General features: G+C 69.4%; 13 protein-coding genes. 9 read left to right on the top strand and 4 right to left on the bottom strand.

Annotated elements, in window-relative coordinates:
• Positions 1-12: 12 nt before the first annotated feature.
• From ACTWQC_RS18190 to ACTWQC_RS18180, 3 genes are all read right to left on the bottom strand, one after another.
• The gene (locus ACTWQC_RS18190) at positions 13-1170 is read right to left on the bottom strand and encodes an acyl-CoA dehydrogenase family protein (RefSeq protein WP_443316845.1); all 1158 of its coding nucleotides are present in this window, start codon (positions 1168-1170) and stop codon (positions 13-15) included.
• Positions 1171-1253: 83 nt separating this feature from the next.
• Positions 1254-1388 carry an SDR family oxidoreductase gene (locus ACTWQC_RS18185; RefSeq protein WP_443316760.1) on the bottom strand — a complete coding sequence of 45 codons (135 nt, stop codon included), beginning with the start codon at positions 1386-1388 and terminating at the stop codon, positions 1254-1256.
• 31 nt (positions 1389-1419) lie between these two features.
• Positions 1420-2607: an acetyl-CoA C-acyltransferase gene (locus ACTWQC_RS18180; protein ID WP_443316759.1), complete on the bottom strand. Its 1188-nt coding sequence runs from the start codon at positions 2605-2607 to the stop codon at positions 1420-1422.
• 283 nt (positions 2608-2890) lie between these two features.
• Here ACTWQC_RS18180 and ACTWQC_RS18175 point away from each other — a divergent pair, with 283 nt between their 5' ends.
• From ACTWQC_RS18175 to ACTWQC_RS18160, 4 genes are all read left to right on the top strand, one after another.
• Complete coding sequence (locus ACTWQC_RS18175; RefSeq protein WP_443316758.1) at positions 2891-4057, top strand: acyl-CoA dehydrogenase family protein; 1167 nt, start codon at positions 2891-2893, stop codon at positions 4055-4057.
• A gap of 362 nt (positions 4058-4419) precedes the next feature.
• Positions 4420-5982 carry a long-chain-fatty-acid--CoA ligase gene (locus ACTWQC_RS18170; RefSeq protein WP_443316844.1) on the top strand — a complete coding sequence of 521 codons (1563 nt, stop codon included), beginning with the start codon at positions 4420-4422 and terminating at the stop codon, positions 5980-5982.
• Positions 5983-6071: 89 nt separating this feature from the next.
• A complete protein-coding gene (locus tag ACTWQC_RS18165; RefSeq protein WP_443316757.1) occupies positions 6072-7316 on the top strand; it encodes an MFS transporter in 1245 nt (414 codons plus the stop codon).
• Positions 7317-7457: 141 nt separating this feature from the next.
• Positions 7458-8111, top strand: a complete 654-nt coding sequence (locus ACTWQC_RS18160; protein ID WP_443316756.1) for a TetR/AcrR family transcriptional regulator — start codon at positions 7458-7460, stop codon at positions 8109-8111.
• Between the two features lie 58 nt (positions 8112-8169).
• Here ACTWQC_RS18160 and ACTWQC_RS18155 read toward each other — a convergent pair whose 3' ends face one another.
• On the bottom strand, positions 8170-8640 hold the full coding sequence (locus ACTWQC_RS18155; RefSeq protein ID WP_443316755.1) for a MarR family winged helix-turn-helix transcriptional regulator: 471 nt from the start codon (positions 8638-8640) through the stop codon (positions 8170-8172).
• A 151-nt stretch (positions 8641-8791) separates the two neighbouring features.
• On the opposite strand from ACTWQC_RS18155, the gene ACTWQC_RS18150 reads away from it, so the two are divergent.
• From ACTWQC_RS18150 to ACTWQC_RS18130, 5 genes are all read left to right on the top strand, one after another.
• Entirely contained in the window at positions 8792-10294 is a 1503-nt protein-coding gene (locus tag ACTWQC_RS18150; protein ID WP_443316754.1) for an MFS transporter, read from the top strand.
• A gap of 74 nt (positions 10295-10368) precedes the next feature.
• Positions 10369-11295, top strand: coding sequence for an NADP-dependent oxidoreductase (locus ACTWQC_RS18145; protein ID WP_443316753.1), 927 nt, complete (start codon positions 10369-10371; stop codon positions 11293-11295).
• Positions 11296-11393: 98 nt separating this feature from the next.
• Positions 11394-12098 carry a type 1 glutamine amidotransferase domain-containing protein gene (locus tag ACTWQC_RS18140; protein ID WP_443316752.1) on the top strand — a complete coding sequence of 235 codons (705 nt, stop codon included), beginning with the start codon at positions 11394-11396 and terminating at the stop codon, positions 12096-12098.
• Between the two features lie 84 nt (positions 12099-12182).
• Complete coding sequence (locus ACTWQC_RS18135; protein ID WP_443316751.1) at positions 12183-13502, top strand: aldehyde dehydrogenase family protein; 1320 nt, start codon at positions 12183-12185, stop codon at positions 13500-13502.
• A 47-nt stretch (positions 13503-13549) separates the two neighbouring features.
• On the top strand, positions 13550-14599 hold the full coding sequence (locus ACTWQC_RS18130) for an NADP-dependent oxidoreductase (RefSeq protein ID WP_443316750.1): 1050 nt from the start codon (positions 13550-13552) through the stop codon (positions 14597-14599).
• Positions 14600-14752: the final 153 nt, after the last annotated feature.

Here is a 14752-nt window from a genome sequence, read left to right as displayed (position 1 = left end):
AATCGTTGTCTCCTATCCGCGGAACGCGTTGTGCCCGGTGAACGCCTGGCCGAGCACCAGTTGATGGATTTCGGCCGTGCCCTCGTAGGTCAGCACCGTTTCGAGGTTCACCATGTGCCGGATCACCGGGTACTCCAGTGAGATGCCGTTGCCGCCGAGGATGGAGCGCGCGGTCCGGCAGATCTCCAGCGCCTCGCGCGTGTTGTTGAGCTTGCCGAAGCTGACCTGTTCGGGGCGCAGGCCCCCCTTGTCCTTCTGACGACCGAGGTGCAGAGCCAGCAGCAGGCCCTTGTTCAGCTCCACCGCCATGTCGACGAGCTTGGCCTGGGTGAGCTGGAAGCCGGCGATCGGCTTGCCGAACTGCGTGCGCTGCTGGGCGTATTCGAGCGCGGCCTGCCAGGCGGACCGGGAGGAGCCCATGGCACCCCAGATGATTCCGTACCGCGCCTCGGACAGGCAGCCGAGTGGCCCGGAGAGCCCCTTCGCCTCGGGCAGCATCGCGCTGCCGGGCAACCGGACGTCGTCCAGCACCAGTTCGCTGGTCACCGATGCCCGCAGGGAAAGCTTGTGCTTGATCTTGTGGGCGCTGAATCCAGGCGTGCCGGTCGGAACGACGAAACCACGGATTCCGTCCTCGGTGGACGCCCAGACCACGGCGACGTCGGCGATGCTGCCGTTGGTGATCCACATCTTGCGGCCGTTCAGGATCCAGTCCGTGCCGTCGCGCCGGGCCCTGGTCGTCATCGAGCCTGGGTCGGATCCGGAGTCGGGTTCGGTCAGGCCGAAGCACCCGATGGCCTCGCCGGCGGCCATGCGCGGCAGCCACTCCTGCTTGTGCTCCTCGGACCCGTTCGCCCAGATCGCGTACATCGCCAGCGAGCCCTGCACGGAGACCATCGAGCGAATGCCCGAGTCGGCGGCTTCCAGTTCCAGGCAGGCCAGACCGTAGTGCACCGCGCTCGCGCCACCGCACCCGTAGCCCTCGAGGTGCATGCCGAGCACGCCAAGTTTGCCGAACTCCTTGGCGAGTTCCCGCGCGGTCGGCAGATCACCGGCCTCGAACCAGTCCGCGACGTAGGGGGTCACGTGTTCCGCACAGAACTTCCGGACGGTGTCGCGGACGTCCAGTTCGTCCTCGGAAAGCTGGGAGTCCAGACCCAGCGGATCCATCGGGTCAAACCGAGCGAGGGTATGGCTGTTGCTCACAGAGCTTCCTTACGTGATGAGACGTGATGACGTGACGGGCATCGGGGTCAGCGGGCTCCGCCGTTGACGTACAGGGTCTGGCGACTGACGTACGAGGCATCGTCGCTGGCGAGGAAGGCGACCACGGCGGCGATCTCCTCCGGCTGCCCGACGCGGCGCAGCGGGGTGCGCTCGGCGGCCATTCGCTGGTGCTCCTCGGGTGCGGAGTGGGTGTCAGCCGCGGTCGACGACCACGGCGCTGCCCTGGCCGACGCCGACACACATGGTGGCCAGCCCGCGGCATGCGCCGGTGCGGCGCATACGGTGCAGCAGGGTGGTGAGGATGCGGGCGCCGGAGCAGCCGAGGGGGTGGCCGAGCGCGATGGCGCCGCCGGTCGGGTTGACGAGCTCCGGGTCGATGCCCAACTGGTCCATACAGGCCAGTGCCTGGGCGGCGAAGGCCTCGTTGAACTCGGCCTCCTCGAGGTCGGCGATGTCCCAGCCGAGCCGGGCCAGCACCTTGCGGGTGGCGGGGACCGGGCCGATGCCCATGGTGTCGGGGTGCACCCCGGCACTGGCGCCGGCGGCGTAGCGGCCCAGCGGCTCCAGCTCCAGTTCGCGCAGCGCCTCCTCGCTGACCAGCAGCAGCCCGGCAGCACCGTCGTTCATCGGGGAGGCATTGCCGGCGGTCACGCTGCCGCCCTGGCGAAAGACCGGCTTGAGGGAGGCGAGGCGCCCGGCGGTGGTGTCCTCGCGGATGCCCTCATCCGCGGTGACGACAACCCCGTCGGGCCGGGTGACGGGCAGGATCTCGGCGTCGAAGAGGCCGTCCTTGCGGGCGGCGGCGGCGCGCCGGTGGCTGCGCAGCGCGAAGGTGTCCTGCTGTTCGCGGCCGACACCGAAGCGCTCGGCGACCTCCTCGGCGGTCTCACCCATGGAGAGCACGCCGTGCAGCTGGTGCATGCGCGGGTTGGTCAGCCGCCAGCCGAGCCGGGTGTCGTACGTCTCGACGTTGTGCGGCAGCGCCTCGTCCGGGCGCGGCAGTACGAACGGGGCGCGGCTCATCGACTCCGAGCCGCCGGCCACCACCACCTCGGCCTCGCCCGCGGCGATGGTCCGAGCAGCGGCGGTGACCGCCTCCATGCCCGAGGCGCACAGCCGGTTGACCGTGGCTGCGGGCACGGACTCCGGCAGGCCGGCCAGCAGCACTGCCATCCGGGCGACGTTGCGGTTGTCCTCGCCGGCCTGGTTGGCGGCACCCCAATAGACGTCGTCGATACGGACCGGGTCCAGGGCGGGCACATCCGCGAGCAGGCCTTTGAGGACGGTTGCGGCGAGGTCGTCGGGGCGGACGGTGGACAGGGCGCCACGCAGCCGACCGATGGGGGTGCGGCGGGCGGCGGCGAAGTACACAGGGCGCACGGGGCCTCCTGTTCGGCTGGGCGGTGGCGGGGTTCAAGATCCGTGGGGGTACACATCGCCATCGGGTGCAAGGGAGCGCTGAGAGGGCGGCGTACCGCCGAAATTAAACTAGCGCTGCAAGTTTTTTGGGACTGTAACCCGTAACGCCGCTGGTTGTGAAGGGGCTCTACCCCGAGCAGCGACTCGATACGTGCCCACCCAACGGTCGACCCCTCTTGCCGCGGACCGCACAGGCGTGCCAGCATCCGAAACCGAACAGCGATCGGTTTCAAAGGAGACATCGATGGACCTGCATCTCTCCCCAGAACAGGCCGCAGCACGAGAACTCGCTCGTGACTTCGTGGACCGGGATGTCGTCCCGTACGCCACAGAGTGGGACCGTGCCGAGCAAGTCGACCGCGGGATCGTCGGCAAGCTGGGCGACCTGGGCTTTCTGGGGCTGACGGTTCCCGAGGAGTACGGCGGTTCCGGCGGCGACCACCTGACCTACTGCCTGATCATGGAGGAATTGGGCCGCGGGGACTCTTCGGTGCGTGGGATCGTCTCGGTCTCGCTCGGGCTGGTCGCCAAGTCCCTCGGCAGTTACGGAACCGAGCAGCAGAAGCGCGACTGGCTGCCCCGGCTCTGCTCGGGCCAGGCCCTGGGGTGCTTCGGCCTCACCGAGCCCGGCACGGGCTCCGACGCTGCCGGGCTCGTCACCCGCGCCGAACCCGAGGGCACCGACTGGCTGATCACCGGTCAGAAGACTTTCATCACCAACGGCACCTGGGCCGACGTGGTGCTGCTCTTCGCCCGCACCGACGGCCCGGGTCCGAGGGGAATCACCGCGTTCCTGGTGCCGACCGACAGCCCAGGACTGACACGGCGCGAGATCCACGGCAAGCTCGGCCTGCGCGGTCAGGCCACCGCGGAGCTCACCTTCGACGGCGTCAGGGTGCCGGACTCAGCCCGTCTCGGTGAGCGTGGCCAGGGCTTCCGTATCGCCATGTCGGCGCTGGACAAGGGCCGGATGTCGGTGGCGGCCGGCTGCGTGGGCATCGCGAGCGGGGCCCTGGAGGCCAGCTTGCGGTACGCCGGTGAGCGCGAGCAGTTCGGGCGCCCCATCGCCGGATACCAGCTCGTCCAGGAGATGCTCGCCGACATGGCGGTGGAGACCGACGCCGCCCGGCTGCTGGCGTGGCGGGTCGCCGACCTCATCGACCGCGGCGAGCGGTTCGGGACCGAGGCATCGATGGCGAAGCTGTTCGCCAGTGAAGCCGCCGTCAGGGCTTCCAACCTGGCGATCCAGGTGTTCGGCGGCTACGGCTACATCGACGAGTACCCCGTCAGCAAATACCTGCGGGACGCCCGGGTGATGACCCTCTACGAAGGCACCAGCCAGATCCAGAAGCTGCTCATCGGACGGGCCCTCACCGGCGTCAGCGCGTTCTCCGGAGACGCCGGAACCTGAACGCCGCACTCCTGACCGGCCCCTGGCAACGGCTGCTCACACCGGGGCCGGGCCTCGCCTGCAAGGCTGGTCTGTCGCCCCCTTGTAACCGATCGTCGTTCGGTTTACTCTGCCCAATAACCGAACACTGATCGGCCACCCCCGAGCGCTGCCCGGCTCACAGAGCGCGGTCACGACCGTTGCCGCGCCACCACCGGGCGCCCATCCCCTCGTGTTCATCTGTTGCATCCCTCCGGCGCAGCCGACTCTCCGAGCTACCCACAGGCACGCTCCGAGCCTCGTACGGCCGTCGACCCAGGACCCATGTCCGCCAGTCCTTCGCTGACCCATGTCAGCGCTCTTTTGTGATGGCAGGAGACCTTATGGCTGCTTTGTCACTTGCGGCTACGCTCGCCGAACCCGCCCGTCGCTCCCCCGGCAGCCTCGCGCTGGTCGAAGGCGGCGTCCGCCTGACCTATGGCGAGTTGTGGGCCGAGGCCCTGAGCTACGCCGCCGCGCTGCGGAAGCAAGGCGTGCACCCCGATGACCGTGTGGCCTTGCTGTGCCCCAATACTGCGGACTTCGTTCGCGCCTACTACGCCATCCTGGCTCTCGGCGGTGTCGTGGTGCCGGTGCCGACGCTGCTCAACGCCGACGAGGCCGCGTATATCCTCGAGCACTCCGGCGCCCGAACGCTCGTCGCCGAGGTGAGCCACCTCGATCTCGGCCGGAAGGCGGCGCAAACGGCGGGGATCTCCCTCCTGCCTCTCGGGGACCGTCACAACAGCGGATCGTTGGACGCACTCGCGCGCTCGGCCGACCCTCTGCGTAGGTACATCACCCGGGATACCGACGACCCAGCCGTCATCTTCTACACCTCCGGCACCACAGGACGCCCCAAAGGTGCTGTACTCACCCACTTCAATCTGGTCATGAACGCGACGGTGAACGCGTTCGACGCCAATCATCTGCGCTCTGACGACGTCGTACTCGGCTGCCTGCCGCTGTTTCACACCTTCGGCCAGACCGTGGCCATGAACGCCACCTTCCGCGCAGGTGCCGTGCTCGTGCTGCAGCCCCGGTTCGATCCGGACGGCGCCATCACCCTCATGCGGGACGAAGGGGTCACCGCGTTCTACGGCGTACCGACGATGTTCGTCAGGCTCCTGGACAGCGCGGCGGATCGGCCGGAGCTACCGCAGCTGGGCATGTGCATCTCCGGCGGTGCATCACTGCCGGTCACAGTGCTTGAGCGCTTCGAGAAGACCTTCACCACCACCGTGTACGAGGGCTACGGCCTGTCGGAGACGTCCCCGACCGCGAGTGTCAACCAGCCCGGGTACGGGAGGCGGCCCGGCACCGTCGGCCATCCCCTGTGGGGCGTTGAGGTGGAAATCGCCGACGCGGACATCGAGGGCTGCATCGAGCTGCTGCCGCCCGGCGAGACGGGCGAGGTCGTCATTCGCGGTCACAACGTCATGGCCGGTTATCTCGGTGACCCGGCGGCCACCGACGCCGCCATCGTCGACGGCTGGTTCCGTACCGGCGACATCGGACTCAAGGATGCCGACGGGTTTCTCTCGATCGTCGACCGCAAGAAGGATCTCATCATCCGCGGTGGCTTCAACGTCTATCCCCGTGAGGTCGAAGAAGCCCTGGCGCGCCATCCCGACATCGCCGAGGCAGCCGTCGTCGGCATCCCCGACGACGAACGCGGCGAAGAAATCTGCGCCGTTGTCGTGCCGCGCTCCGGCCGCGGCATCGATCCCGACGCCCTCATCGCGTGGACCCGCGACCGGTTGGGCCGCCACAAGTACCCCCGTCGCGTCGAGGTCGTCGACCGTCTGCCGCTCGGACCCAGCCACAAGGTGCTCAAGCGGGAACTGCGTCGGCAGCTGACCGAGCAAGCCACCCCCCGTGCCACGGAAAGGACCGTCACTCCATGACTGCTCAGAACACCACGACAGACCCTCGGAAACCCATCGATACAGCGACGGTTCCGCGCTCCGAGGTGCGCCGTGCAGCCTTCACCGCCATGGCCACCTCCGCCATCGAGTGGTACGACTTCTTCATCTACGGCACGGCCGCCGCGCTCGTGTTCAGCACCAAGTTCTTCCCGTCGTTCAGCCCCGTGGCCGGAGTGCTCGCTGCTTTCGCGACATTCGCCATCGGCTTCGCCGCCCGCCCGCTCGGGGGCATCGTCTGCGGCCACTACGGCGACAAGTTCGGCCGCAAACCCGTTCTGGTGGCGACACTGATCGTCATGGGCGGGGCGACCACGCTGATCGGTCTGCTGCCCACCTTCTCCGTGATCGGGATCGGCGCGCCCATCATCTTGGCTCTGCTCCGCTTCGCCCAGGGCCTGGCGGTCGGGGGGCAGTGGGGCGGTGCGATGCTCGTCGCGACGGAGTACGCACCGCCCGGGCGGAGAGGACTGTACGGCAGCTTTGTGCAACTCGGCGTGCCGATCGGCCTGATCCTCGGCAATCTGACCTTCCTCTTCATGACCAGCGTGGTCGCCAAGGACGACTTCGAGGCGTGGGGATGGCGGGTGCCGTTCCTCTTCAGCGTCGTGATGATCGCGCTGGCCATGTTCGTTCACAAGCGGCTGGAGGAGACGCCGGCGTTCCAGCGCGCGGAGGAGCGGATGGCCGAGAGCAAGGAAGCCCGGCGGCGCTCGCCGGTACTGGAGGTGCTGCGCTCCCAGCCCAAGCAGATCCTTCTCGCCGCCGGCTCGTTCCTCGTCGTCAATGCAACCTTCTACCTGCTGGTGACCGGCATGCTGGACTACGGCAGCAGGCACCTGGGGATGGGCCAGAGCTCCGTACTCGCTGCCGTACTGCTGGGCAACGCCGCCCAGATCGTCGCGCTTCCGCTCTTCGCGGCGCTGTCGGACCGCCTGGGCCGCCGTCGGGTCTACGCGGCCGGGGTACTCGCGCTAGGTGTCTGGGCGTTCCCGATGTTCCAGCTCGTCGACACCAAGCAGTTCCCGCTCGTTGTCCTTGCCGTGGTCGGGGGCGTCACCTGTCTGTCGGCGGCGTACGGTCCCCAGGCGGCGCTGTTCGCGGAGATGTTCAGCGCTGAGGTGCGCTACTCCGGCGCCTCCCTCGGCTACCAGATCGCCGCGGTGCTCGGCGGTGGCCTGGCACCGTTCCTGATGGTTCTGCTGCTGGAGACCACGCACACTTCGATGTCGATCTCCATATACGTGGCAGTGATGGCGGCCGTCGCCCTGCTGTCCCTGTGGCGGATCAAACCCGTTCGGGATCCGGCGGAATAGCCGTCGCTCGCCGTGCCCTCCCTGCGGTCCTCGGTCCGGGGTCCGGACCCCGGACCGCGGGGAGGGCCTGCCTGTAAGGTGAGATCAGAAGCTGGGCACTGCGGATGACCGCCCCGCGACACGACCCTGGGGGGTGCATCGGTGGTTCGGCCGACCAAACCGATTCTCAGCCGGGAGCGCATCTGCACCGCGGCGCTGGCCATCGTGGACGAGGAAGGCCTCGGCGAGCTGTCGATGCGCAAGCTCGCCCGAAGCCTTGGGGTCCAAGTCTCCTCGCTCTATGAGCACGTGAAGACCAAGGACGATGTCCTTCACGAGGTCGCGAACACCATCATGGCGAGCGTGGATGTCTCGGGCTTCGAGACCGGCGACTGGCGTCATGGAGTGGCGTCCTGGGCACGGTCGTATCGCGCTGCGCTCGCCGCTCACCCCAACATCGTTCCGTTCCTGGCCTACGGACCGGCGCACCGCGACGCGTCGTTGCAGCGCGCCAACACCGTCCATGGCGGTCTGGTAGCCGGAGGCTGGCCGCCCCGGTACGCGACGATGATCGGAGCTTCGACCAAGTACCTGGTGGTCGGTGCCGCGATGAGCTCCTTCGCCGGAGGGTTCGACGACGATATCCAGGTCTACATCGGCCGATACCCGCACCTGGCCGGGGCCCACCGTTTGCGCGAGCACGCAGACGAGATCGACCCCGACAGCTTCGAACTCGCCCTCGACATGTTCCTCGACGGTCTCACGGCACTGCACGCCCGGGTCGGCGCACCCGCGGAGGATTCCGGGAAGTCCTGACGAGCGAACCGCTGCATGTCTGCGATGTGACATGCAGCGGTCGGCGCCCCGGCCGCGATCAGGTTGTCTCCTCCGGGTGCAGGCGTCCCAGTAGCTCGTAGAGATTGCGACGGCCCTCCTCGTCCAGACGCGCAAAGGCTGCCGAGGTGGCCCGCATGTCGGCGCGGATGAGGCGGACGGCCTCCCTTCCCTCTTCGGTGGCGACCACGTTCTTGACCCGTCGGTCGGCTGCGTCGAGGTGTCTGGAGACCAGTCCACGTGCCTCCAGCCGGTCGACGAGTCCGGTGATGTTGGAGGCGTCGCAGGCGAGCCGTCCTGCGAGGGCGCGCATGGGCAGCGGTTGCCGAAGCAGGATGAGCATCTTGGCCTGCGTCATGGTGAGCCCGTGCACTGCGGCCGCCGCGGTGAGGTCCCGGTAGTAGCCGGCGGCGGCGCGTGCCAGGCGCTCCAGGAGCTCGACATAAGTGGGGTCGCTGCCCTGCGGGGCTGGGATCGCGGAGGCCGGGTGCGCGGCGGGGGTGCGGGACATGGCTCCCAGTCTAGGTGAGGAATCAAAGTTTGACATCCTCAACCTTTGACCCCTACCTTCGGACCTCGTTGCTTGAGTGCATCAAGCAACTACTCGTTGAGCCGAGCCCCCGTCGGGCTCCGGCCCCACGTCCCGCCCGGAGAGAGCACCCGTGTCCCAGACCCTTGTCCCCCCGCCGCCCCGCCGACACCCGCGTGAGATCGCAGTCGTCCTGGTCCTGAGCCTCGCCGCCATGGTCGTGTCGATGATGCAGACCCTGGTGGTCCCGATCCTCGGTCTGATCGGGAGCAGCCTCGGCAGCACTGCTGCCGAGGTCAGCTGGGTGACGACCGCGACCCTGCTCTCCGCAGCCGTCTTCACCCCCCTGCTCGGCCGCTTGGGCGACCAGCGCGGGAAGAAGCCGACCCTGATCGGCGTGCTGGTGGTGATGATCGCCGGCTCGGTCCTGGCCGCCACCACCGACTCGCTCCTCTGGCTGATCGTGGGCCGAGTTCTCCAGGGCGCCGCCACAGCGATCTTCCCGCTCGCGCTCTCGGTGCTCCGCGAGGAGGTCCCCGCCCACCGTCTGCCCGGAGCGATGTCACTGGTCAGCGGCACCCTGGCCTTCGGCAGCGGCTTCGCGCTGGTCAGCACCGGCCTGCTGACCAGCGGCGACAACGCCGACTACCACCGTGTCTTCTGGCTGGCCGCCGGGCTGGCTCTGGTCACGCTCCTCGCCGTCGTCCTCCTCGTACCGGCAAGCCGCGCCAAGACCGGCGGACGCACCGACCTCCTCGGCGCGCTCACCCTCGCGCTCTTCCTGGTCCTGCTTCTGCTGCCGATCTCCCAGGGGCACGAGTGGGGCTGGACGTCCGCCCGCACCCTGGGCAGCTTCGCCGGAGCAGTCGTCATGGCCGGTGTCTGGGCCTTCACGGAGAGCCGTGTGCGCGAACCGATGGTCGACATGAAGATGTTCCTCCACCGCCCGGTGCTCTTCAGCAACCTCGCGGGCCTCTTCGTCGGATTCGGGATGTTCGCCCAGTTCCTCGGGATCTCCTACCTGGCGCAGGTCCCTCAGGACATCGCGGGCTACGGCTTCGGCGCCTCCGTTCTCCGCGCCTCCGTCGAGTACCTGCTGCCCGGTACGATCGCGTCCCTCGTCGCCTCCCAGTTCGGTGGCGTGCTGATCCGCAGGATCGGCCCCCGCCTCACCCTCGCCCTGAGCGCGGTGACCGGCATCGTCGGGTTCGCGTGGCTGGCCGCTGCACACGCCTCGACCCCCTCGGTCATCGGCGCCGGAATGGCCCTCGGAACAGCCATCAGCCTCGGCTACGCCGCGATGCCCGCCCTGATCGTCGCGGGGGTGCCGCCCCACCAGACCGGCATCGCCAACGGCATCAACTCCATCTCCCGATCCGTCGGGAGCTCGATCGGCAGCGCACTGATCACGACGCTGCTCGCCTCCAGGACCATCGAGCACCTTCCGGCCGGAGTGCCCCCGCTGCCCGCCGAGAGCCAGTTCACCCTGAGCTTCACCATCGCCGGTGTCGCCTTCGCCTTCGTCCTGGCCATTGCGCTGGTCGGCCTGAAGCGGCAGCGGCAGGCGCCCCGTGCGGAACACCGGCCCGCCGCCGAGACGGCCCCCGAGCCGGCTGCCGCCACCGCGGCTGCCTGACGTCCCAACCCGATCTGCACCACCGCACCACCGCACCACCGCACCACCGCACCACCGCACCAAGGAGTACCACCATGAAGGCCATCACCTACCGCACCTACGGCGGCCCTGACGTCCTGGAGTACGGCGACGTCCCGAACCCGAAGCTCGGCGCGGACGCCGTGCTGGTCCGTGTGAAGGCCGCCTCCGTCAACCCGGTCGACTGGAAGATCCAGGCCGGATACCTGGACGGCGTCATGGACACCGTCTTCCCCGTCATCCCCGGCTGGGACGTGGCGGGCGTGGTCGAGGAGGCCGGCGTCGGGGTCACCGAGTTCGCCCCGGGCGACGAAGTGATCGGCTACGTCCGCGAGGACTTCGTCTCACGCGGCACCTTCGCCGAGTACGTTGCCGCCCCGATCCGTACGCTCGCCCGCAAGCCCGCCAACCTCTCTTTCGAGGAGGCCGCCGGCCTTCCCCTGGCAGGTCTCACCGCCTACCAGGCGCTGACACGGTCCCTGCAGGTGCGCGCCGGCGACACCGTGCTGGTGCATGCCGCGGCGGGCGGCGTCGGGTCGCTGGCCGTACAGATCGCCCGAGCGCTCGGCGCCCGCGTCATCGGCACGGCGAGCGAGCACAACCACGACTACCTGAGCGGGCTCGGCGCCGAGCCGGTCGCCTACGGCGAAGGCCTCACCGACCGCGTCAACGCCCTGGCGCCGCAGGGCGTGGATGCTGTCCTCGACCTCGTCGGCGGAGACGCCCTGAAGGTCTCGCCAGGGCTGCTCGCCGAGGGCGGCCGCCTGGCCTCGGCCGTGGACGGCGCCGTGCTCGGCCTCGGTGGCGGGTACGTCTTCGTGCGACCCGAGACCCAGGATCTCGAGGCGCTCACCGTCCTCGCGGAGCGCGGGCAGCTGAGCGTGGAAGTGGCCGCCACGTTCCCGCTCGAGCATGCCGCCGACGCACAGCGGCTCAACAGGCAAGGCCACACCCGCGGAAAGGTGATCGTCACCGTCGCCTGAGCCACCCACCGCCCGCACGCCACCACCGGCACACCCCTTGCCGGACGAGAAGACACCCCACCACCGCGCGACCCGTGCGCACTTTCAAGGAGACAGTTGTGACCACAGTTCTGTTCGTCGTCACCGGCGCCGACCACTGGACCCTCGCCGACGGCACCCTGCACCCCACCGGCTACTGGGCGGAGGAACTCGCCGCACCGCACCGGCTGTTCCGCGAGGCCGGTTTCGACGTCACCATCGCCACGCCGGGGGGCGTGACCCCGACCGTCGATGCCGCCAGCCTCGCTCCCGAGTCCACCGGCGGCAAGGAGCAGGCCGACGCCATCGCCGCGTACCTGGAGTCCATCCGCGCCGACCTGGAGAACCCGGTCAAGCTCGAGGAGGTCGACCTCGACGCGTACGACGCCGTCCTCTACCCCGGTGGCCACGGCCCCATGGAGGACCTCGCCGTCGACGCCAACTCCGGTCGCCTGCTCACCGCGGCGCTGGACTCCGGCAAGCCGCTCGCGGTGCTGTGCCACGCCCCCGCGGCCCTGCTCGCCGCCCGGCGCGCGGACGGCAGCTGGCCGTTCGCCGGTTACCGCCTGACCGGCTTCACCAACGCCGAGGAGACCATGGCCGGCTTCGCCGACAAGGCCAAGTGGCTGCTCCAGGACCGCCTGGTGGAACTCGGTGCCGAATTCGACGCCGCCTCCCCGTTCACCGCGCACGTCGTGGCGGACCGCAATCTGCACACCGGCCAGAACCCCGCCTCCTCCGACCAGCTCGCCCGGAACATCATCGAGATCCTCAACCGCGGCTGATCCCCTTGCCCGACGCCGGCGTCCGGGCCCGCCCCGTGGCGCCGGCGACACCCCCCCGTCCACGTATCGACCTGTGAGGGAACCATGAACACGCCTGCGCCCGAGCAGCCCGCCGAGCTCGTCGCCCGGCTGCGCGCCACCTTCCGCACCGGCACCACCAAGCCCGTAGCCTGGCGTACCGGGCAACTGCACCGGCTGCGTGCCCTGCTCACCGAGCACGGTGAGGAGCTCGCCGCGGCCCTCCGCGCCGACCTGGGGAAGAGCGCCACCGAGGCATACCGGACGGAGATCGACTTCGTCATACGGGAGATCGACCACACCCTGGAGCACCTCGACGGCTGGCTGCGGCCCGAACAGGCCCCCGTCCCCGCGTTCATCGGGGAGGCGAGTGCCTGGACGCAGTACGACCCCCTGGGCGTGGTGCTGGTCATCGCCCCCTGGAACTACCCGGCGCAGCTGCTGCTGGCCCCTGTGGCCGGTGCCCTGGCCGCGGGCAACGCGGTGGTCGCCAAGCCCAGCGAACTGGCCCCGGCCACCTCCGCCGCCCTCGCCCGCCTCGTGCCGCAGTACCTCGACACCGACGCGGTCGCCGTGGTCGAAGGCGGGGTCCCGGAGACGACCGCCCTGCTCGAGCAGCGCTTCGACCACATCCTCTACACCGGCAACGGCACGGTCGGCCGCATCGTGATGGCCGCGGCCGCCCGGTACCTCACCCCCGTCACCCTCGAACTGGGCGGCAAATCCCCCGCGTTCGTGGACCGGGGCACCGACCTGGACACCGTCGCCGCCCGCCTCGCGGCCGGGAAGTTCCTCAACGCCGGACAGACCTGCGTCGCCCCCGACTACGTCCTCACCGACCGTGAGACCGCACGGGCTCTTGAGGGAGCGCTGGCCAAGGCCGTCGAGGGCCTGTACGGACCGGACGCCTCCGCCTCCCCGGAGTACGGCCGTATCGTCAACGAACGCCACTTCGACCGGCTGACCGCCCTCCTCGCCTCCGGCCGCCAGGTCACCGGCGGCGCTCACGACCGCGAGACGAAGTACATCGCGCCGACCGTCCTGGCCGAGGTGTCCCCCGACGCGCCGGTGATGCAGGAGGAGATCTTCGGCCCGATCCTCCCGATCGTCGAGGTGGCCGGGCTCGACGAGGCCATCGACTTCATCAACGACCGCGACAAGCCGCTGGCTCTGTACGCGTTCACCGACTCCGACACCACCCGGGAGCGGCTCGCCGCCGAAACCTCCTCGGGCGGCCTCGGGTTCGGCCTGCCGCTGGCCCATCTCACCATCTCCGACCTGCCGTTCGGAGGCGTCGGCGAAAGCGGCATGGGCAGCTACCACGGCCGCTACTCCCTCGAGACCTTCAGCCACCGCAAAGCCGTCCTCGCCAAGCCCCTCAGCTGATCCGCCCCCAGCCGTGTGTGAGCACGGAGGAAAGAGACATCCGCATCATGAACGCCCTTCCCACCACCAGCCGTGAATGGCACCTGGTCGCCCGCCCGAACGGTGTGCCCCGGCCGCAGGACTTCGCCCTGCGCGAGGTGCCCCTCGCCGCGCCCGGCTCCGGTCAGATCCTCGTACGCAACCTGCACCTGTCGGTCGACCCGTACATGCGCGGCCGCATGAACGACGTGAAGTCCTACGTCCCTCCCTTCCAGTTGGACCAGCCGATGGACGGGGGTGCGGTCGGCGTCGTCGTCGCCGTGGGCGCGGACTCCCCCGCCGGGACCGTCGCAGTCGGTGACCACGTCCTGCATGGGCTCGGCTGGCGGGAGTACGCGCTCCTCGACGCGGCGAACGCCGTGAAGGTCGATGCCGGGAACGCTCCGCTGAGCACGTACCTCGGTGTCCTCGGCATGCCCGGACTGACCGCTTACGCAGGCCTGCTGCGCGTGGCGGAGTTCCACGAGGGCGACACCGTCTTCGTCTCCGGCGCGGCCGGCGCGGTCGGCAGCCAGGTCGGGCAGATCGCCCGGCTCAAGGGCGCCAAGCGGGTCATCGGCAGCGCGGGCTCGGACGAGAAGGTCGAACTCCTCCTCGAGAAGTACGGCTTCGACGCCGCCTTCAACTACAAGAACGGGCCCGTGGCCGAGCAACTCAAGGCGGCGGCCCCGGATGGGATCGACGTCTACTTCGACAACGTCGGCGGCGACCACCTCGAGGCGGCGATCGGCACCCTCAACGTGCACGGCCGCGCAGCGCTGTGCGGGGCCATCGCCCAGTACAACGCGACCGCACCGGCCCCCGGCCCGCGCAACCTCGCGCTCGCCATCGGCAAGCGCCTCACTCTGCGCGGCCTGCTGGTCTCCGACCACAACGACCTGCAACAGCAGTTCGTGCAGGAGGTCGGCGGCTGGATCCGCGACGGGAAGCTCCACTACGAGGAGACCGTCGTGGAAGGCATCGAGAACAACGTCGAGGCATTCCTCGGCATGCTCCGCGGCGACAACACCGGCAAGATGATCGTCACCTTGCCGACACGGGCCGCAGTCGACAACTGACCATCGTGGGCGGACCGCACGCCGCAGTCCGCACTCCGCACTCCGCTCACCCCGTGGGCCCGGCCTGCTGCCGGGCCCACGCTGGGGTTGCGACCCAGCCCGAGGAGCGGCTGGGTGTCCACGTACGCGTGCAGCGGGCCGTGCACTGTCACG

This window comes from Streptomyces sp. 8N616 (assembly GCF_052246385.1).
Lineage (GTDB): Bacteria > Actinomycetota > Actinomycetes > Streptomycetales > Streptomycetaceae > Streptomyces.
This window is presented reverse-complemented; position numbering and strand designations above follow the sequence as displayed.